Consider the following 20,548-nt stretch of genomic DNA (forward strand, 5'->3'; position numbering starts at 1 on the left):
AATGAAGGAGGAAAAAAAGTGGCTACCGAAAAAGAAAAAATGCTCGCTGGAGAGTTGTATAAACCTTGGGACCCAGAGTTAATGGAGGAGAGGGTTAACGCAAGAAGGCTAAGTCGACTAATCAACGAAACCACCGAAACAGAAGGGGACCGAAGAGTGGAACTTCTTAAGGAACTTTTCGGATCTACAGGGGAAAACGTTTATCTTGAACCAAACTTCCGTTGTGACTATGGATACAATATTCATGTAGGAGAAAACTTCTTCGCAAACTTCGACTGTTGCATACTTGATGTATGTAAAGTAGAGTTTGGAGATAACTGTATGCTAGCACCTGGTGTACATATCTACACAGCAACACACCCTATTGATCCTGTGGAAAGAAACAAGGGTCCTGAATACGGGATTCCGGTAAAAATCGGTGATAACGTCTGGATCGGCGGCAGTGCCGTTATTAATCCAGGAGTGACAATCGGTGATAACGTGGTTGTTGCATCCGGTGCTGTTGTGACAAAAGACGTTCCTCCGAATGTAGTGGTTGGAGGAAATCCTGCGCGGGTTATAAAAGAAATCGAAGTAAAATAAAGAATCTATCATTTTTTCTAGTAATCGTTGCATATAATGTAACGATTCTTCTTTTGTTTTTTACATATGAATCATTGTTTCCAATTTAGTTGCGGAACTGTACATACTAGTGTATTTGGTGGGAGGGACGGTTTTGGAAAAAGAAGAGCATTCTTTATTTGATCAACCAATAATAGCCTTTGGCTTGCCGATATTTATTATGCTGTTTGGAGTGTTTTTGCTCGTAGAAGCACACAATTCAGGAAAACTGAAATACATCCCAGTTGTTTTCATTCTGCTTGGTTTATCGGAAATCATCCGAGCTGTCATGAGACGGCATTATCGTCCGACAAAGAGAAAGCGTGCTGAAATTAACCAGAAAAGTGGACATGTTGCTTACATCCTTATGGCTACAAGTGTAGTATGTTCGGTGTTGCTTTTGATTATGGAGCGAATTTCCGTGGAGATGGTTTTATATGTACAGTTGTCGATGGCGATTGTAGTATATCCATTGCTGAAATTAATTTTACTTGTAAGGCATTATTAAGTGACGGGGATTCCGTCACTTTTTTAATTGTTTGATGGAGTAGAAGGTTCCTCTCCAGATGATGCCGCCTCTGTGGAGGGTTAGGATGGTTGCTCGGGCGATACTGTAGATGAAAAGTAAAACAGTTATAGGAAAAACGGTTAGGTAAATATTTGCTCCTTTCGCCATCTTGTTTGCGGTTACGTTGTAGGCAAGAAATAGCATCAAGATGCTTAATAAGAAAATTAGTTGAGTGATTCCAGTCGTCACAAACAAAGCGATAAAAGGAAAGAGTTGAGATAGAAATAAACCAGATATAGCAAACAAAACCATGAAGTAACTGTAAAAGAGTCCTGCAAATGTGTTTTTTTCCAAGCCGATAAGAGCCGAACGCAGGTCAGGATACCATTCTACTTGCAAATGGGTGAGCGCGAGCGCCAAGTGTTGCTTCTTTCCGGCTTCTTTGATCTGTTTGCCCAGCATCAAGTCATCATCTGGCCGCATTTTTATATTTCTATGTGTGCCGATTTCCTCGTAGGCATTTCTTGAAAGAAGATTAAAAGCGCCAATCCCAATGGCAGATTTACTTTTAGGATCATTTGATTTCCAGGGCCTTTTAAAGTAACCAAAACCAAACAGAAAGAAAGAGACGAATGCATTCGTCCAGAAACTGCTTCCTTTTAGGTTGGGCGCAAGTGTTAAATGGTCGAGTTTCTTATTCTGAAAGTAGGTCATTGCTTTTATGACGGTATCCTTTTGGAATATGATGTCTGCGTCGGTAAAAAGGATATACTCGCCTTTGCTTTGAAGGTAGCCTTTATACAAGGCATGATTCTTCCCAAGCCAACCATTTTCAAGTTCTTTAATATGAATACTTTTCATCCTTGGTTCAGTTTTTGCCAATTGATCAATAATGGTGCCAGTCCGGTCAGTGGATCGGTCGTTCACAACAATCCATTCAATATTGGAATAGGTTTGCTGAAATTGAGATTGAAGACTTGCTTCAATATGCTTCTCCTCATCTTTGGCCGCAACGATGATGGAAAGAAGGGGACCTCTACTATATAAACTTTCATCTTCTTTTACAAGTTCTAGTTTTGCAATCTTCTTCATACCAATCTTCGCATCCAGCCAAACAGCAAACCAGAAAAGAAAGGTAAATAAAGCTAAATAGAGCATCATGGACCCTCCAGTAGTTGATTATTGTATTTTACCAGAAGGGTAATAGAAAAAGCACCTGAAGAGGTGCTCTCTGAACTTATACCGTTTGCTTGTTAACTGTCCATGGAAAAGGATCAGGAAGAACAGACCAATCTTGATCGAATTCTTCAGGAGTCAATAGACAGCTGTCCAGCTCTCTGGTCAGCTCCCCGCGGTCCATCTCCACTCCAATTAGCACAAGTTTAGTCATCCTATCGCCAAATTCAGGATCCCATTCTTCTAACAAGTGTGGATTTTCCTTTATCACCGCCTCTTGCTCCAGTTTAGGAAGCGATGCAACCCAATAGGATACCGGCTGCAACTGAACCGATGGACCAGCTTGGGAAAACATCAGTGCCACATTATTTCTCGTCGCACACCAGACAATCCCTTTTGCCCGAACCACCTCTTCAGGAAGAGCCGCATACCATTCACTGAATCTCTCGGAATGAAAAGGCAGTCTGCGATGATAAACAAACGAGGAAATACCATACTCTTCTGTCTCCGGAGTGTGTTGTTGATGACCTGCTTGAAGCTCTTTCAGCCAGCCTGCAGATGCACTCGCTTTGTCGAAATCAAATTTTCCTGTGTTCAAAATGTAGGAAGAAGAAACATTAGAATTGGTAGTTCTAATGATAGTTGCCTCAGGTTGGAGTGTTTTTAAAACTTTCTCCAACTTTTCAAGCTCTTCTTCTGATACAAGATCGCATTTGTTTAAAATAAGGACATCACAAAACTCAATCTGATCAATTAATAAATCAGCTATTTCCCTTGTATCTTCCTCACTCATTGCCTCTTTTCTGTCTAAAAGGCTGTCTCCAGATTCAAAGTCATGCCAGAAACGATACGCATCCACAACAGTCACCATCGTATCCAGTCTGCAAAACTTGGTTAAATCAATGCCAAGCTCTTCATCTATATAGGAAAAAGTTTGAGCAACCGGAACCGGTTCACTTATCCCTGTTGATTCTATCAAAATATAATCAATATCACCTGCAGTAGCCAGTTTTTCCACTTCTACAAGTAAATCTTCACGAAGCGTACAACATATACAACCGTTTGACATCTCCACAAGCTTTTCATCAGTGCGGGACAGGCTCCCACTTTGACGTACCAAGCCAGCATCGATATTAACTTCGCTCATGTCATTCACAATGACCGCTACTTTCAATCCATCTCTATTATGTAGTCCATGATTTAAAAGAGTCGTTTTACCGGCTCCTAAATATCCGCTTAGAACAGTAACAGGTATTTTTCTTATCGTCATTTTTGGAAATCTCCTTTAATTTATAAATAGTAATCATTACGATTTATATACTATCTTAGTATCGTTGTGATGTAAAGAGAATTTATGGTTCTTAGAATTTTGATATGGTAGAATATAGAAAAAGAATTAAAAGGTTGTGTTAGGGATGATTTGGGTATTTTTTATAAGCTTTACTTTACTTGTCGCTGTTTTCTTCTATTTTTTGAATCTATCATTAAAAAAGCACCATGAAATCTATGGCAGCAAATTCGTTCGCCCATCCATGTGTGTGTCATGTGGCAGGGAATATTTTAATAGTGCTTCTAATTTCTGCGATGGTTGCAAGAGTAGGGGATAAGTGAGGGGGATGAGCCAGTATGTGGGTTCATCTTTTTTATTTTCACCTTCTAATTTCTATCAAGAAAGCATACAAATTAGATAGAAAGGAGGGGGGAAAGATAGAGTCTACAAAACGAACAGGTTTTTTTCTATTCATTAATAACACCGTAATATTCATGGTGATCTTATTTATCGTCATTTCCACCATTACTAGCGTCTTATCTACTAAGCTCTCCTCTGAGTATGTTGGGAACATATTAAGGAAGGTGCAGTCAACTGAACTGTATTTGAACATTATTCAGTCACAAAACCACTATATGACTGGAAAGGATGTCGAAGTTCCAAAGCTCCCAATCATGGAGTTAACATTTGAACTGGCAACCAATTTAAAACCTTATGATATAAGAAGTTTTTTGGGAAATGAAATTCCTGGCTTCTTTGCATATGATACACAGTTTTATGTTGCGGGGAAAGGAACCGACTATACGGATATCCCATTTGAATCGGTGGCCCCAATGGAAGTGCTTTTGAAAGAGAGGGAGATTGCAGAGGAAATGCTTTTGGCCGATGAGAAAGAGGAGGAGCCGACCCCTGCCCCAGAAAAATCTATGGATGAGACAATTGTGCATATCTATCAATCTCATAGTTGGGAATCTTACCTTCCGCTTTTAAGGGGAGTCAGTGAACCGGATGATGCGACGAGTAATAACCCTGAGGCTAATGTTATAGCTGTTGGGAAAATGCTTAAGAAAGAACTTGCTGATAAAGGAATAAAAGCGAATCATGATACAAGAAATGTACCGAAGGACCTTGCTGCAAGAGGGTGGAATTACAACCACTCCTATCAATATTCTAGAGAAACAGTGGAAGCTGCCATGACTTTTAACAGTGAAGTGGAATATTTAATCGACATTCATCGTGACGCTTTACGAAAAGAAAAGACAACCGAAGTGATTGATGGAAAAAGCTATGCGAGACTCTTGTTTGTAGTGGGGACAGCTCATAAAGGATATGAAAAGAATCTAGAATTTGCAGAACGAATTCATAATGCTATTGAGAAAAAGTATCCGGGTCTAAGCAGAGGAGTCATTCCTAAAGGAAAGTCTACTGGCAACGGCTTATATAATCAGGATCTTTCCAACCGTGCGATTCTTTTAGAAGTTGGAGGGGTGGACAATAACTTGGAAGAGGCGCGTAATTCCATAAAGGCATTTGCAGATATCTATAGTGAAATTGTTTGGGAAGAAAGGGAAGCAGGAGAGTTCTGATAAAGGAGTGAGTGGGATAAAATATGCATTTTTTTGGTTAGTGGTTATGTTTGTAGCGATTGTCATTTCGTTTAATTATTTTCACTGGATTGCTACCTTGGCTTCATTTCTGGCAGGTGTAATTGTAATTTCTATTTCTTTGTTTGAGGATTTTTATATGGCGAAATGAAGGGGCGGGAAATTATTCTGCTCTTTTTTTAGAATTTAGGATAATTGTAAGGAGGGTTAACGTTAATCTGGTAGCTTCTACAATTTAATCACGACCTTCTACATTTAATTTTTGACCTTCTACATTTCCCGGACTAGCTTCTACATTTCCCAGCCGAGGTTCGACTTTTTGAATTAAATGTTCTACATTTATGCCAATTCTCCCACTCTTTTAAAGGAATTTACATATTTTCGTAGAAGTAAGAAACCTACAACTAATGAGGAGATGGTTTATAATGTGTGGGATTTTTAACTAAACATGAACTAAGAGATGCTTGTTTACCAACAGAAAGGCAGAAGTTAAGAGAGGCGATCTACAAAGACTTAATCCAAGACTCTAACATTCTAGCTTTCTTCTATGGAGGATCTCTTGCTAAAGGAAATGAGGATCACTATTCTGATTTAGACCTTCGTGTTGTAGTGAAAGATGAAGCTTACGAGACATATCGTTCTAAGAAAAAAGAACGAGCAACAAACTGGGGAGATGTTTTATATTTTGAAGATTTTCCAGGTGCCTCCTACTCCATTGCTCACTATCGTTCTTTTATAAAAGTGGATACTTTTTATTATCGTAAATCAGATTTGCAGCCTTCTGTCTATTTAAAACATCTCTTAATTGAGCATGACCCATCTGGATTTGTGCATAAGTTAAGGGACGAGTCACAGTCACTTACTTATCTTTTTTCCGAGCAGGAATTTGAAGTGTGGCGAGGCAAGTTCTTTGCATATCTGCATGAAGTATACCGCCGTGTTCAACGCGGGGAGTATAATTATGCCTTTCAAATGGTCCATTCTCTAAGCTATTCCATTGTTATTGGTTGGTATATGGAAATGGGGGAAGTCCCTAATTCATTTGGGGATTGGTCTAAGGTTGAAGGGACGAGGAGTCCGTTAAGTGAGAAGCAGTTGAATCAATTAGTTTCCTGGGATATTGGAAAGCGTGATGAAGAAATGTTGTTTCATATTGCGAGGAGTCAGGTAGAAGAGTTTATCCGGGTCCACCGTGTTCTTGCTGAGAGAATAGGAGTACCCGTTAATAAAGCTTGGATAAATGAAATAATAGATATCGTTCTATAAATAAAAAGCAGCATGTGCTAAAGCATGTTGCTTTTCATATTTTTTAGGGAATAGTATCCGTGAGCAGTTCATTTGCTATCATTTCAGGCATTTGTCATAATGCACACAAAAGAAAAGGGAGAGTGTTATCAATGAAAGTAACAGTTGTTGGAGCGAACGGCCAAATTGGGAAACAGCTAGTGCATTTCTTAAAAGAAGAGGAAGGCTACACTCCTATCGCAATGGTGCGTAAAGAAGAGCAAGCAGATAGTTTTGCAAAAGATGGAATTGAATCGATCTTGGCTGATTTGGAAGGTTCTGTAGATGATTTAGCGAATGCTTTTAGAGGCAGCGATGCAGTGGTATTCACAGCCGGTTCTGGAGGAAGTACAGGATCAGACATGACGCTATTGATTGATTTGGATGGAGCGGCGAAAACAGTGGAAGCTGCTGAAAAAGCCGGCGTTTCCCGTTATGTGATGGTAAGCGCGTTTCAAGCGGACAATCGCGAAAATTGGAATGACGACCTTCGTCCGTACTATGTAGCGAAACATTATGCGGATAAGGTATTAATGGCTAGCGGCTTGAATTACACGATAGTGCGACCAGGTGGCTTAGTAAATGAATCAGGTACCGGCAAGGTGAAAATCGGGGACAACATTGAACCTGGGTCTATCGCAAGGGAAGATGTAGCGAAAGTATTGATGGCAGTAGTAGGAGCTAAAAATACGTATGGCGCTGCATTTGATGTTGTGGCTGGTGAAGATAGTGTAGAGGATGCTGTGAGTAAGATTTAATTTAGGAAAGTCGAGACTGTCTCAGTAGATGAGGCAGTTTTTTTAATTTATTTTCCAAAATGCAGATTTTATTTTCCGTTACAGAAATATATGAGCAGTTTGAAAAAATCCTCCATATTGGCTAAACTTTCTATTCTACTTTCCCTTTTAATTTTAGGTTCTGCACTTTAGTATCCACCTTCTACCGTTCAAGGAGGACCTTCTACATTTCCCAAGCCCACTTCGACTGTTTACATCATCTGTTCTGCATTTTTATCACCAAAAATAAATATTCTTGAAACTAAACCACCTCCCATTCCGTTATAGTAATAGACAAACAATACTAGATAAGGAAAAATAAAAATGATATCTAAAAAGCGAGTAAAAACGTTGACGAAAATCGCGATTGTTCCGCTGCTAATCTACCTCATCATCGTACACTCTCTCATCTATCAGACTGCCAAACAGGAACCTCCCAAAAATGTGGATTACCTGATAGTCCTTGGAGCACGGGTGAAGGGGGAAGTGATGACGAAGGCACTGTTATTCAGGGTGGAAGCCGCGCTTGAGTACCTTAAGGAGAATCCAAATACTAAAGTCATCGCATCAGGCGGGCAGGGGCCAGGAGAAGATATTACGGAAGCTGAGGCAATGAGAAGATACTTTGTAGAACATGGCATTGATGAGGACAGAATCATTTTGGAAGACCGATCGACTACCACTTTCGAAAATCTCTCCTTTTCAAAAGCTCTAATGGAAGACGGTGCCTCCGTTGCCATTGTGAGCAATGATTTTCACATGTACCGGGCTTCTGTGATTGGGAAGAGACTGGATTTTGCCGAAGTACATACTCTTGCCGGGAAGACTCCAACAATAGCCATCTTCAAGTTATGGTCACGGGAGTATTTTGCTGTGGCAAAGACTTGGTTGGTAGATAAGTAGTAGGCATGGTTATAAGCAATGGAACGCAAAATCAATAAAGTCCCGAGAAAACGCGTTCTATAGAGTCCAAATGAAACGCGAAATCCTAAAGATCCAAAGAAAATACGTGTCATAGAGCCCTAATGAAACACAAAATGCCCTATTTCAAAAAAACGCGTGTCATAGACCCAAATGAATCCTTGCATCCACCACAACCACCACCCCCAAAACCTCCTCCCAAAAAGGAGGTTTTTTCTATCTCCACTTTCCTATATAATAAGCAGTACTAGAAATAAGAGGTGACAGCATGCTATATATTCTTTCACAGTTGGGGTTCAGCTTCATAGCGGCTGCTGGGTTCGGGGTCCTTTTTAATGCACCGAGAAGGGCTTTGATTCATTGCGGTACGGTTGGTATGATAGGCTGGATATTTTACATAGTTTTGGCTGATGCCGGTGTGGATCCGGTGGTGGCTTCGTTTGTTGGGGCATTTATGGTGGCGCTTGTGGGTCATATTATGGCGAAGCGGTTCAGGATGCCGATGATTATATTCAGTGTTGCAGGGATTATTCCGCTTGTACCTGGTGGGTTGGCATATAATACGATGCGGCAAATTGCGGAAAATGATTATCTTGCTGCCATTCCCTTGGCGGCAAAGGCATTTATGATATCAGGTGCCATTGCGATGGGGCTTGTGTTTGCTGAGGTAATTATGCAGGTAGTCATGAATATCATAAAGCGGGCGACTAATAATGTTAAGCGTGAGGTGAGTTAGGTGACAAAGGAAATGACAGAACGGGAAACGGAGAAAATTCTGGAGGTCTGCCTGCTTGCCGGAAGAATTATGATGGAAGGGGGAGCGGAAACGTACCGGGTGGAGGATACGATGACAAGGATTGCTGCATCGTACGGTATCACAGAAACGCACAGTTTCGTTACTCCTACGGGAATCATTGTTTCGCTTCAAGGAGACAATCCTACACGGCTAGTAAGAATCAATTCTAGAACCACTGATTTAGAAAAGGTGGCACAAGTCAATCAGATCTCTCGTAAAATAGCTGCTGGGCAATTGAATGTGCAAGCGGCTCACCAATCATTAATCAAATTAGAAGAATCGCATCTCCTTTTTCCAATAAGCTATCAGATTCTCGCTGCGGCTTTTGTAAGTGGCTCTTTTCTGATTATGTTCAAGGGAGTTTGGACGGATTTCCTTCCTGCGATGATAGCCGGTGGGCTGGGGTATTCCGGTCTATTACTGATACAACATTACACGAGGGTTAAGTTCTTTGCAGAGTTTTTCGCTTCTTTGATAATAGGTCTTGTCTCACTGGCGATGGTTACCTTTGGTTTTGGGTTGGAACTAGACAAAATAATCATTGGGTCTGTTATGCCATTGGTTCCTGGCCTGCTTATCACCAATGCTGTCCGAGACTTGATGGTGGGGCATTTTGTTTCTGGTTTATCTAAAGGAGCGGAGGCGCTGTTTACAGCTTTTGCCATTGGAGCGGGTGTGGCGGTTGTTTTCCTCTGACCTGACAACCACTACACCCGTCAAAGCGTTGGAATATATTTCTCATTACAGTTATGACGGGCAATTAACAGTATATTTCGTTATTTTACAATAATTACTTGTTTTCAATGAGCGGAATTCATATTAGATTAATAGTATGAAAACTTTACAGAAAGTCCTCATAACTTTGTCGGTTGTCGCACTAGTCTTAGGTGGAAATACAGCTGCTCTGGCAGCTACTACTCACACGGTTCAATCCGGTGATACGATGTGGAAGATCGCGGTGAAATATCAGGTTGGAGTATCCGAACTGATCACAGCAAATTCCACACTCAAGAACCCTGACCTAATCTATCCAGGTCAAAGAATTACTATTCCAGAAAAAGGGGAGGGGCAAACACAAGAAGAGCAGGTTGCTAAGTTAGTAAATCAGGAACGTGCTAAGTATGGTTTAAAGCCTTTGAAGCTAAACTGGGAGTTATCCAGAGTTGCAAGATATAAATCTCAGGATATGATTGATAAAAGATATTTCAGCCACACGTCACCAACATATGGATCTCCATTCGATATGATTCGTAACTTTGGTATTTCTTACCGATCAGCAGGTGAAAACATTGCTGCTGGGCAACAAACACCACAAGAGGTCATGAATGCTTGGATGAACAGTGATGGTCATAGAAAGAATATCTTATCCAGCCAATATACGGAAATTGGAGTGGGCTATGCGAAAGGTGGCCAATATGGTCATTACTGGACGCAAATGTTCATCTCCAGATAAACGAAAGGCGGTACCTCACCGAGAGGGTGCCGCCTTTTCCTATGTTCGTTTTTAATTTCTCTCCATTTTAATCTGAAACTTATAACGGTCCCCTCTATAAACGGATTTAACTAGTTCAAGGGGTGTTCCATCATGAAGAAAAGTGTTGCGTTGAATATATAGCATGGGATGGTCTTTCTCGATAAATAATAGTTTTTCGTGTTCCTCTGAAGCTCTTACTGATTCTATCAATTGTTCCGCATGGGTGATACGTAAACCAAGCTTTTCTTCTACATAGGAATAAATAGAGGCCTTGACCTCTTCTTCTGTGAGGCCTTTTACCAAGTTCGCAGAAAGGTAGTTTGTTTCAAGGGCCATCGGTTCGCCATCAGCAAGGCGGATCCTCTTTATTTCATACACAGGGGCATATTCACTGATCTTCAGTTCATTTGCGATAAAACTGTTTGCCGGAATGACTTCAAAGTGGATCAATTTACTTGTTGGTGTCATGCCGCGTTTTTTCATATCTTCTGTAAAGCTTGTCAAACCTTGAAGGGGCTGCTCGATCTTTTTTTCAGAGACAAACGTGCCACTTCCTTTTTTTCTGTATAAAAGCCCTTCATTAACAAGGGAATTGATAGCCTGCCTTACTGTCATCCGGCTGATTCCATAGCTCTCGGCATATTCTCGTTCTGATGGGATGTTTTTACCTGGCAAGATGAATCCTGCTTCGATTTGGTTTTTTATATAAGATTCCAATTGATAGTAAATCGGAATAGGAGAAGTTTTATCAATCATTTAGGCTATTTCGCTCCTTTCAAGCAATAATGCTGGAAGTGTCGAGTACAGATTGGTCTGCCAAGATTTTCACACATGGATGCTTCTTTAAAATAGAAGCGGGAAAGTCCTCGGAAACCTCGCCATACAACAGTTGCTCATATGCCTTTTTCTTGTTGGCTCCGGCTACGAGCAGTAGAATTTCCTTTGCCTCCATAATAGAAGCGATTCCCATTGTGATGGCATGTGTGGGAACATCATCTATGTCTTTGAAGAATCGTGAATTAGCCTTTCTGGTCGAATCCGTCAACTCCACAATATGAGTCCTGCTGGAAAAAGAAGTGCCAGGCTCGTTAAACCCTATATGTCCGTTAGCTCCAAGGCCCAATATTTGAAGATCAATTGGTCCATGCTTCCTTAATTTCTCCTCGTATATGCTACATTCCATTTGTGGGTCCGTGCTCATTCCATCCGGTATAAACGTTAATTCATTTTGAATATCTATGTGCTGAAAAAGATGTTTTTCCATGAATGCATAATAGCTGTTTGGATTTTTTTTGTTCATTCTCACATACTCATCCAGATTAAAGGTGGTTACATTTTGGTAGCTTGTGCCGCTTGTTATATGATCTTTTATTAATTGTTCATACATGCCAGTAGGAGTGCTTCCCGTGGCGAGCCCGAGAACAATGTGAGGATTTTTTTGGACTTTCCTTGAAACATAAGAGGCTGCTTCTTTACTTAAAGCTTCATAAGAAGGGGTAGTGATGATGTCCATACGTTTACTCTCCTTTATACGACAGAATCCCATTACAGAAGGTCATTTTCACTTGCATTTCTTCATCCAAAATAACAATATCTGCATCTTTGCCAATCGAGATGCTACCTTTTCGATCCCACACACGAAGTCGTTTGGCTGGATTGGCTGATGCCATTTGGATCGCTTCCTGTATCGTGCAATCAGTGAATTTTCTCATGTTCCTAACGGCGTCTTTCATTTTCAGTACACTTCCAGCCAGGGTTCCATCTTCAAGAAGCGCCGTATGATTCTCTACCGTCACTTTTTGGCCTCCAAGCTCATACTCTCCATCTTCCAACCATTTTGCTCTCATTGAATCGGTTATCAATAGGATGTTATCCACTCCTTTAGCAAGAAATGTTGCTTTTACCATGGCAGGGTGAACATGGATGCCATCTGCAATCATTTCCAAAAAAAGTTCAGGATGTGCCAAGCCGGCACCTGCAACACCTGGTTCACGGTGATGACTGCCGCGCATTCCATTAAAGAAATGAGTAATATGCTCTGCACCGGCTTCCATTGCTTCCACAACCTCAGTATATAAAGCGTCGGAATGCCCAATGGAGGCGATGACTCCAGTATCAGATAGGTGCTTGACCAGTTCCAAACCATTTTTCCCTTCAGGAGCCAGAGTAACCAATTTAATGTGATTGCCAGACACTGACTGCATATGACGGAAAGTTTCTACTGAAGGCTCTAAAATAAAGGCAGGCGGCTGAGCACCGGCACGTTTTTCATTGATAAAAGGTCCTTCAAGATGCACTCCTAATACTTCGCTACCAATAGGATTCTGATGTTGACTAGAAACAAAGGTATTCACATTTTGTAATGCTCTTTCTAGTTCGGATTTTTCTTGTGTAATGGTGGTCGCTAAAAAACTAGTGGTTCCTTCTTTTGGTAGAGTCGTTGCCATGGTCTTCATACAATCCTTGTTTGCATCCATAACATCGGCCCCATTTAATCCGTGGATGTGTATATCGATAAAGCCGGGTGAAGCAAATAAGTCTTCCGATAAATGGATTTCCGGCAAATTTTCATCTTTAATGTAATTTTCTAAGGGACCAAATTCAGCAATTTTCCCCTCTTTGATAATCAAAAATCCATTTTCAATTACTTCCTCCTCCGTAACAACGTTCATGGAGAGGAGGGAATAACAATTTGATTGAGAAGCCATGTAAAAGTCACCTTTTCCTATTTATTATATGTATAGTTTAGCAAAAATATGTCTAGTTGTATATACCAATTTGAATATTGGTATATACAACTATCATCACGCAAATTCCAAAATTAATCTATCCAATTTTCTTATGAAATAATATACTATTAACAGAATAAAAGCATAGAATACTAGAAAGGTGAATCATCATGAATAACTTATCCATTCATATAAGAGATGCTGCAATAGAAGATCTTCCCGTAATAGTTTCCATCTATAATTCCACAATAGAAAGCAGGATGGTGACTGCTGATACTTCTCCAGTCACGGTGGAAAGTAGAAAGGAATGGTTTGATAAACATAATAAAAAAAGACCATTAAAGGTAGTGGAACTTAATAATCAGATTTGTGCCTGGATCAGTTTTCAAAATTTCTACGGGCGACCGGCCTATCAGGCAACAGCAGAGGTAAGCATTTATCTTAGCGAAGAAATTAGAGGAAAAGGACTAGGGGCAAAAATTTTAGAAAAAGCAATTGCAGAATGTCCAGCTCTTCAGATAGAAAATCTATTGGCATTCATTTTTGCACATAATGTCCCAAGTATACGTTTGTTTGAAAAATACGGATTTGAAAAGTGGGGATACCTCCCTGGTGTCGCGGAACTTGATTCTGTAAAAAGGGATTTGGTGATTATGGGGAGAAGAATAGCAGAGTAGGAGGAAGTAGAATGAAATGGAAATGGGGGCTCGTCATTTTCACAGGCATACTACTAGTAACAGGAACACTACTTGCATTTAATGAAGAGGTAAGGGGAGCGGCAAGGTTGGCCTTGACAGGGTCATCTGTTGTTACACTTTCCTCAGAAGAAGAATCCACAACAGTCATGGCGAAAATGGACGAAGGTGCAGGACTACAGGATGTATTTTCCCATGTTGAAGAAAATGGCTGGGTATTTGAAGAACAACTTGGTTCTACCTTTCTCTTTTCCAAAGGGGATGAGAGCCTTGTCATTATGATGAAAATGTGGACAAACCAATATATTGTTGCAGAGATGACAGAGGGGTAGGGTGAACATGCTAAAGCCGGTACCAATGCTTAGAACAGAAAGACTTCAGTTAAGGAGTTTAACATTAAGAGATTCAGATGCTATATTTTCTTACTTTTCACAACCGGAGATGACAAAATTCTATGGTATGGAACCTTTTCAAACGAAAATAGAGGCGGATAAATTCATAAAAGACTTTATGGATGACTATAATTCCCTGTATAGATGGGGAATCGTGGAGAAGGAAACCCACAGGCTGATAGGTACTTGTGGTTTTCATGCAATATCGGAAAAGCATCAGCGTGCAGAAATCGGGTATGAAATAGATATTCCTTATTGGGGAAAAGGATATGCAACAGAGGCGATAGAGGCACTGGTTCAGTTCGGGTTTGAAGGGATGAATTTCCACCGTATTGGAGCAAATGTTTATCCTGAAAATGTTGGATCGAGAAAGGTTCTGGAAAAAGTGGGATTTACCCATGAGGGTCTTTTAAGAGGATACTTATATCAAGGTGGAAAATTTCATGACGCGAATGTCTTTTCTATACTTAGAGAAGACATCAATAAATAAGGTTATAGAAATACAGGTCGGAAAAACACTTTCCAGCCTGTATTTTTTTTGAAAAGATTTAGAAAGCTTGTTAATCCGTTGATTTCCGTTCCAGGCGCTTCGCTTGCCTGCGGGCGGTCCGTGAGCCTCCTCCGGCTTCGCCTTCCGGGGTCTCACCTGTCCCTTCCTCCCGCGGACGTCTGCGCGCCTTCCACTCCAATCAACAAGGTGACTTCATTCAACTTAAGGACAATAAAGCTATCGAGTTATCGGAAAACCACTAACATTCCTTTAACGTGATTTCTAGCTGTGAATTGGAGCAAATGGCAAAGACTCCAGCGGGGGAGTAACGGTTGGTTGAGACCCCGCAACGAAGTGAGGAGGCTCAAGCACCGTCCCGCGGAAAGCGAAGCCATTTGCGGAAAGGAACAGCGGCGATTAACCAATTAACTAGAATTTTATTTCAGAAAAATCTATTTGTTAGAATATACTGTAAGTTTTTCTGTTATTATTATAAGATAGTAATAAAGTGGTTATGCAATAGGAACAAGGGAGATAAGGGGGCATGGGCATGTATCAAATAAAACGTTTGAGTGAGTGTACATTAGATCAAGCGCTGGAAGCATGGAACAAGGGTTTTGAGGGGTATTTTTTTGATGCAACCATGGATGTGGACCGGTTTGCCGCTAGATTGGGGCAGGAGAATATATCAGCTTCCTTATCCATCATTGCATTTGACGGTGAAACTCCTATAGGGCTCCTATTAAGTGGATTTAAAAAGATAGGGGAAAATCTCGTTGCATGGAATGGAGGCACAGGGGTAGCTGCCACTCACCGCAGAAAAGGAATTGGGAAGCTGTTGGTGGATAAAGCGTGTGAGCTTTATGAAGAAAAAGGGATTCATACCTCTACTCTGGAAGCTATTTCTAAAAACGACCAAGCAATTGCCTTATATGAATCTAAAGGATACAAGGTTGTGGATCATGTGATACACCTTTCCCTTGAAACCTCCGTGGATTTTAATGATTCATTGGAATATTACCCTATATACACATCGGCTCATGATGCTCAGTATTTATCGGGCTATCATCATGACACGCCATGGCAAAGTCAATGGTGGTGTATGAAAGATGGATTAACGTTGCAATTGATGGGCACTGACGGTGAAACTGCTGCTTATGCCATGTTTAAAAGACAATATAGCCCTGATGGCACCTTGAAGGCTATTGTAGTCACCCACTGCTTTATAAATGAAAAACAAAATGACCCGGAAAAAGTATTGGAAGCCTTATTCTTTCAACTTTTCCCGCCGACTGTAGCGCCTTACCAATGTACGGTAGCGTTTTTTCAAACATCCAATAAAATGGTCTATGACTTTCTTACCGAAAAAGGTTTTTCGATGAAGGTGGAACAAGTTTGGATGAAGAAGGCTATAGCAGCAGGTGTGGATATCGGGCACAAAAGATAAAAAACTAGAGTCGAATTACATATACTGCTTTTAATTTTTGGAGGGATCGCCATGATAGTTGAAAAGTTTTTAGAAGAACAAAATGAACAGTTTCAGAAACTATTAAAAAAATCCACCCACGCTGGCTGGATGGCACAAACAACTGGAGAAAAGAAATGGGCAGAGGAAGCCGGTAAAGCTTCTAGTGAATTCAGCCTCTTCTATGCCAATCAAGATCGTTACAACCAGGTCAAGTCCTACTTGCAAGACCCCGAACTTAAGATGGAACAAAAAAGACAGTTAGAAATCCTCGAATCTGGAATGAAAGAAAATCAATTGGATAAAGAAACTATCGAAGAAATGTCTTCTATGTCCTCTGAGCTGAATTATCTTTTCAATACGTACTTACCTGAAGTGAATGGGAAAAAACTTTCCGCGAATGATATCAGAAATATACTGTTGAATAGTACAGACAGCAAAGAAAGGGAAGAAGCTTGGAAGGCAAGCAAAGAAGTGGGGCAGGTAGTGTCGGAAAAGCTATTGACGCTAGTGAAAAAAAGAAATGAAGCGGCACGAAAATTAGGCTATCGAAACTATTATGAAATGTCGTTTGCGAATCAAGAACTAGATTTAGAAGAAGTTTTTTCTATGTTTGAAGATCTTGTTGACCAATCAGACACCACTTATCGTATGTTAAAAGGTGAATTAGATAACGAACTAGCCAAGAAGTTTGGAATAAAAGTGGAAGAATTACGACCTTGGCATTACGTAGATCCTTTCTTCCAGGAAGCGCCGGCAAACGAAAAAACGAATCTTGATCAATATTTCAAAGGGCAAGATCTTGAAAAGTTGACGGCAGAAACGTTTGATTCCATGGATATGCCTATCGAAGGGTTGTATGCTTCTTCCGATTTAAATCCGCGTGAAGGAAAGAACCCTACTGCGTTTTGCATGGATATGAACCGTGAGGGAGATATCCGTGTACTATGCAACAACGTAGATAATACATATTGGATGGGAACGATGCTACATGAGTTTGGCCATGCAGCATACAACAAATATGTAAACCGTGATCTTCCATATTTATTAAGAAGCTTCGCGCATATCTTAACAACAGAGTCCATTGCGATGTTATTCGGGAAAATGACAGAAAATAGAGAATGGCTTTCTAAGTTCTTGAAATTAGACGATGAAAAGCTTGATACATTAATGCCGTCTCTTGAAAAGCATGAACAATTGAAAATGCTGATTTCAGCAAGGTGGATTATTACATTTGTTTTCTTTGAAAGAAAGCTATACGAAAATCCTGATCAGGACCTTAACGCTCTTTGGTGGGAAACGGTGGAAAAGATTCAATTGCTTCATCCTCCAGAAGACCGAAACAATCCGGATTGGGCGGCAAAAATTCATTTCACTCTTGCTCCGGTTTATTATCAGAACTACTTGTTGGGTGAATTGACGGCTGCACAACTCTATCAGCATATTGTAAACAACGTTTCTGATGAGTTCTTCTCCCTTAAGGTAGGGGCATTTATTCGCGATGAATTCTTGGCACCTGGCGCAACTTATCATTGGAATAAAAAAATTGAAAAAGTGACAGGAGAGCCACTAAACCCAGACCACTTTATAAAAGCCTATTGCGACTACCAAAAAGTGAATAACTGATAGTAGTATCGGGTGAGTAGAGATTTCCTCTATTTACCCTTTTTTTGTTAAGTTTTTATGACTTTTCTAACAAATCCTTAATTTTGCATGAAAATACAAGAATAATAATATAAAATAGTTGATAGTGAGATTTTTCGAGTTTTTATGACAGAACACTACACTGACAATAGATATAGTAGAAAGGTATGTCTTCTTTTATGATAAAAAAATTACAACTTTGTGTAATCATCCCACTACTAATTATGGTTTTTGGGAATTCAATAGCAGTACAAGCAGAAGCGCCAGGGGATTTATTTAGTGAGTCCGTTATTTTAATAGATGCAAAATCAGGTAATACTCTTTATGAAAAAGATAGTACGCGTGTGATGTATCCTGCTAGCATCACTAAAATTGTGACAGCGATCATTGCGATTGAAGAGGGCGACCTGCAAGATATCGTAACAGTTAGTAAAAATGCAAGAGATCAAGACGGTTCAAGAGTGTATTTACTTGAAGGGGAAAAAGTAACACTTAAGAAGTTGGTCCAAGGCTTGATGATTAACTCCGGTAATGATGCAGGTACTGCCATTGCAGAACATTTCGACGGCAGTGAAAAAGCATTTGCCAAGAGAATGAATGCGTTTGTGGAAGAAAAGGTTGGGGTGAAGAATACTAATTTCACCAACCCGCATGGACTATATCATCCTGACCATGTCACAACTGCACAGGACATGGCGAAAATTGCCCAGTATGCAATGAAAAATGAAACATTTAGGGAGATTGTCGGAACAAAGGAAATGGAGTGGATAGGTGAAGGGTGGGAGACCACATTGTTTAACCATCACCGCTTGTTATGGGACTATGAAGGGACAACTGGAGTGAAAAACGGGTATGTTCCGGAATCAGGTCACACGCTTGTCACTTCTGCGAAAAGGGATAGAATGGACCTTATTGTAGTAACCATGAAGGCAGCTTCTAAGTATTACATCTATAAAGACACGATGTCCCTTTTAGATTATGGATTTGCGAATTTCATTACAGATGAAATACCAAAAGGTGAAATGGTCACAGATGCAACAGGTAGAGAGTACATGCTTGCGAAAAACGTGCATGTGGCAAAGCAGGAAAAGGAAATTGTTAACCTGCGTGTAAACAAGGACAAGGATTTGGTTGTGAAAATTGGGAATCGGGAACATGTCGAAGAAAACGTGTTGGTAGAGCAAGAGCGGAATGAATTGACACCTGCTCCTACTGCATCTTCATCAGACTCGGCAAATCCATCAGGAGTAAACGGAGATAGTGGAACGAAGAGCAGTTTGGTGCCTACCATTTTTATTTTCATCTCACTATTAATCTTCTTTTTTGTGATGAATGTGCTGCAGAGAAGAAGAAGGAGAAAGAAAATGCAACAACGGTACTCAGACTCTCTCGTTTATTCTAGAAGAAGCAGCTATTATAGGTAGAAATAACAGCGGAGCATCCTATGAGAATATCAGGATGTTCCGCTGTTTTGTATTTAAATAGTGGGGTAGGTTATGAATAAGGGTTTGGCGAGTTGTCCAAAGATTGTATATAATGGAGATATGTAGATAATAGGAGGTAGGAATATGCCGAGAAAAGAGAGTTCACTAAATGAACAGCTGGTTGATTTATTGCAAGGGGAGAAAATCGTATCCCTGATCACAACAGACAAAGACTCGAAAAAACCGAATTTAAGCATCGTTTCATGGTTGGTTGCACATGAAGATGGTAAAACCATTAAGTTTGCTTTAGGTCATAAAGCTGAGAGTGCGTTTAATATTCAAGAAAACCCTGATTTGATTTTAGGAGTTGTGGGAGCCGGAAGCTGTTATTCCATAAATGGTAAAGGTTCCGTATCCGAAGTCATTGATAAAACAATGAAGTACCGTGTAGTAACCGTTGAGGTTGAGTCTGTGGAAGATGTTATTTTCTATGGCGGGAAAATAACGCAGGAACCTGATTATGTGAAGACATATGACGAAGAACTTGCCAAAAAATTAGATGAAGAAGTTTATGCGCTATTGAAAGGCTGATTTAATGCTGAACGGGGCTGTCCAAATAATAAGGGCAGCCTTTTTTATTTGTCTTGAATAATCGCTTCATTTTAATAGAAACATGGAAAAGTCATACATTTCCATATATAATAATAGAATACTAAATTTTTCTAAATGAAAGGGGTTTCTATGAAAAGTTGGTTTAAATCGAACAAGCGAAAACTCCTTCCCTTTGTGGCTGTTTTTCTTTTGGCAGAAGCACTTATTACTTATTATTTGTACACGTCACCATTTCAGGGAACAAGTTTGACAAGTGGACAAGGGGATCATGCTTCTTCTAGTACATTATCAACAACTAGAAATATTCCAGTTGAAAAAGATAATCCGTTCGATCATAAAAACAAATTGAATGAAGTTCATGTTGTTAATTACATTCATTGGATGTCCCATCAAAAAGTTAAAGCAGAAAACAAGTGGACACACTATGAGATGACGCCGGAAAGAATTGATTGGCTACTGGAGAAAGTGCAAGAAGCCGATTATAAACATGAGGAAGTGTATGTGGAAATTCTGACAAAGTGGCAGAAAGGTGACTTTGCAACGGCGCACCTTGATCATAATAGAGTGTGGTCTTTACTTAATGGGACTGTTGGAAAAGCAACGGGCGTAATGACGGAAGAAGAAGAAAAAGAGTACTTGGAAAATCCAAATATCAAGTTTAAATAATGGATACAACATCACCTTGTGG

The 20,548-nt window shown here is 40.1% G+C and carries 22 protein-coding genes; 17 read left to right on the plus strand and 5 right to left on the minus strand.

What is annotated here, in order from left to right; all coding sequences use genetic code 11:
• Window positions 1-18: 18 nt before the first annotated feature.
• Together K7887_RS08410 and K7887_RS08415 are read left to right on the plus strand one after the other, a co-directional pair.
• Window positions 19-582, plus strand: coding sequence for a sugar O-acetyltransferase (locus K7887_RS08410; RefSeq protein WP_223493117.1), 564 nt, complete (start codon window positions 19-21; stop codon window positions 580-582).
• Window positions 583-715: 133 nt separating this feature from the next.
• The gene (locus K7887_RS08415) at window positions 716-1,108 is read left to right on the plus strand and encodes a hypothetical protein (RefSeq protein WP_223493119.1); all 393 of its coding nucleotides are present in this window, start codon (window positions 716-718) and stop codon (window positions 1,106-1,108) included.
• A gap of 15 nt (window positions 1,109-1,123) precedes the next feature.
• On the opposite strand, the gene K7887_RS08420 is transcribed toward K7887_RS08415, so the two are convergent.
• Window positions 1,124-2,269, minus strand: coding sequence for a glycosyltransferase family 2 protein (locus tag K7887_RS08420; RefSeq protein ID WP_223493120.1), 1,146 nt, complete (start codon window positions 2,267-2,269; stop codon window positions 1,124-1,126).
• A gap of 76 nt (window positions 2,270-2,345) precedes the next feature.
• A complete protein-coding gene (locus K7887_RS08425; RefSeq protein ID WP_223493610.1) occupies window positions 2,346-3,548 on the minus strand; it encodes a GTP-binding protein in 1,203 nt (400 codons plus the stop codon).
• A gap of 362 nt (window positions 3,549-3,910) precedes the next feature.
• Between K7887_RS08425 and spoIIP the strand changes: the two genes are divergently transcribed.
• From spoIIP to safA, 7 genes are all read left to right on the plus strand, one after another.
• Window positions 3,911-5,140 carry a stage II sporulation protein P gene (spoIIP, locus tag K7887_RS08430; RefSeq protein WP_223493121.1) on the plus strand — a complete coding sequence of 410 codons (1,230 nt, stop codon included), beginning with the start codon at window positions 3,911-3,913 and terminating at the stop codon, window positions 5,138-5,140.
• A 447-nt stretch (window positions 5,141-5,587) separates the two neighbouring features.
• Window positions 5,588-6,424, plus strand: coding sequence for a hypothetical protein (locus K7887_RS08435; RefSeq protein WP_223493122.1), 837 nt, complete (start codon window positions 5,588-5,590; stop codon window positions 6,422-6,424).
• A 131-nt stretch (window positions 6,425-6,555) separates the two neighbouring features.
• Window positions 6,556-7,200 (plus strand): SDR family oxidoreductase, encoded by a 645-nt coding sequence (locus K7887_RS08440; RefSeq protein WP_223493123.1) that lies wholly within the window; start codon window positions 6,556-6,558, stop codon window positions 7,198-7,200.
• A gap of 342 nt (window positions 7,201-7,542) precedes the next feature.
• Complete coding sequence (locus K7887_RS08445) at window positions 7,543-8,121, plus strand: YdcF family protein (RefSeq protein WP_223493125.1); 579 nt, start codon at window positions 7,543-7,545, stop codon at window positions 8,119-8,121.
• 286 nt (window positions 8,122-8,407) lie between these two features.
• Complete coding sequence (locus tag K7887_RS08450) at window positions 8,408-8,875, plus strand: threonine/serine exporter family protein (protein ID WP_223493126.1); 468 nt, start codon at window positions 8,408-8,410, stop codon at window positions 8,873-8,875.
• Between the two features lie 12 nt (window positions 8,876-8,887).
• The gene (locus K7887_RS08455) at window positions 8,888-9,631 is read left to right on the plus strand and encodes a threonine/serine exporter family protein (RefSeq protein WP_223493127.1); all 744 of its coding nucleotides are present in this window, start codon (window positions 8,888-8,890) and stop codon (window positions 9,629-9,631) included.
• A gap of 136 nt (window positions 9,632-9,767) precedes the next feature.
• Complete coding sequence (gene safA / locus K7887_RS08460; RefSeq protein ID WP_223493128.1) at window positions 9,768-10,388, plus strand: SafA/ExsA family spore coat assembly protein; 621 nt, start codon at window positions 9,768-9,770, stop codon at window positions 10,386-10,388.
• Between the two features lie 51 nt (window positions 10,389-10,439).
• Here safA and K7887_RS08465 read toward each other — a convergent pair whose 3' ends face one another.
• The 3 genes from K7887_RS08465 to nagA are packed head-to-tail and all read right to left on the minus strand — an operon-like array spanning window position 10,440 to window position 13,117.
• Window positions 10,440-11,165, minus strand: coding sequence for a GntR family transcriptional regulator (locus K7887_RS08465; protein ID WP_223493130.1), 726 nt, complete (start codon window positions 11,163-11,165; stop codon window positions 10,440-10,442).
• A 19-nt stretch (window positions 11,166-11,184) separates the two neighbouring features.
• Window positions 11,185-11,922 (minus strand): glucosamine-6-phosphate deaminase, encoded by a 738-nt coding sequence (gene nagB / locus K7887_RS08470; RefSeq protein ID WP_223493131.1) that lies wholly within the window; start codon window positions 11,920-11,922, stop codon window positions 11,185-11,187.
• Window positions 11,923-11,926: 4 nt separating this feature from the next.
• A complete protein-coding gene (gene nagA / locus K7887_RS08475; protein WP_223493132.1) occupies window positions 11,927-13,117 on the minus strand; it encodes an N-acetylglucosamine-6-phosphate deacetylase in 1,191 nt (396 codons plus the stop codon).
• 191 nt (window positions 13,118-13,308) lie between these two features.
• On the opposite strand from nagA, the gene K7887_RS08480 reads away from it, so the two are divergent.
• The 8 genes from K7887_RS08480 to K7887_RS08515 all read left to right on the plus strand — a co-directional run bounded on the left by K7887_RS08480 (window position 13,309) and on the right by K7887_RS08515 (window position 20,526).
• Window positions 13,309-13,815, plus strand: coding sequence for a GNAT family N-acetyltransferase (locus K7887_RS08480; RefSeq protein WP_223493134.1), 507 nt, complete (start codon window positions 13,309-13,311; stop codon window positions 13,813-13,815).
• A gap of 11 nt (window positions 13,816-13,826) precedes the next feature.
• Window positions 13,827-14,165 carry a carboxylesterase family protein gene (locus K7887_RS08485; RefSeq protein WP_223493135.1) on the plus strand — a complete coding sequence of 113 codons (339 nt, stop codon included), beginning with the start codon at window positions 13,827-13,829 and terminating at the stop codon, window positions 14,163-14,165.
• Between the two features lie 7 nt (window positions 14,166-14,172).
• Window positions 14,173-14,715: a GNAT family N-acetyltransferase gene (locus K7887_RS08490; protein ID WP_223493136.1), complete on the plus strand. Its 543-nt coding sequence runs from the start codon at window positions 14,173-14,175 to the stop codon at window positions 14,713-14,715.
• A gap of 550 nt (window positions 14,716-15,265) precedes the next feature.
• Complete coding sequence (locus K7887_RS08495) at window positions 15,266-16,162, plus strand: GNAT family N-acetyltransferase (RefSeq protein WP_223493138.1); 897 nt, start codon at window positions 15,266-15,268, stop codon at window positions 16,160-16,162.
• A gap of 51 nt (window positions 16,163-16,213) precedes the next feature.
• Complete coding sequence (locus tag K7887_RS08500; RefSeq protein ID WP_223493140.1) at window positions 16,214-17,806, plus strand: M2 family metallopeptidase; 1,593 nt, start codon at window positions 16,214-16,216, stop codon at window positions 17,804-17,806.
• Between the two features lie 197 nt (window positions 17,807-18,003).
• On the plus strand, window positions 18,004-19,248 hold the full coding sequence (locus K7887_RS08505; protein ID WP_223493141.1) for a D-alanyl-D-alanine carboxypeptidase family protein: 1,245 nt from the start codon (window positions 18,004-18,006) through the stop codon (window positions 19,246-19,248).
• 144 nt (window positions 19,249-19,392) lie between these two features.
• A complete protein-coding gene (locus K7887_RS08510; RefSeq protein WP_223493142.1) occupies window positions 19,393-19,839 on the plus strand; it encodes a pyridoxamine 5'-phosphate oxidase family protein in 447 nt (148 codons plus the stop codon).
• 150 nt (window positions 19,840-19,989) lie between these two features.
• A complete protein-coding gene (locus tag K7887_RS08515) occupies window positions 19,990-20,526 on the plus strand; it encodes a DUF6241 domain-containing protein (RefSeq protein ID WP_223493143.1) in 537 nt (178 codons plus the stop codon).
• Window positions 20,527-20,548 lie beyond the last annotated feature (22 nt).

Source organism: Sutcliffiella horikoshii, assembly GCF_019931755.1.
GTDB lineage: Bacteria > Bacillota > Bacilli > Bacillales > Bacillaceae_I > Sutcliffiella_A > Sutcliffiella_A horikoshii_E.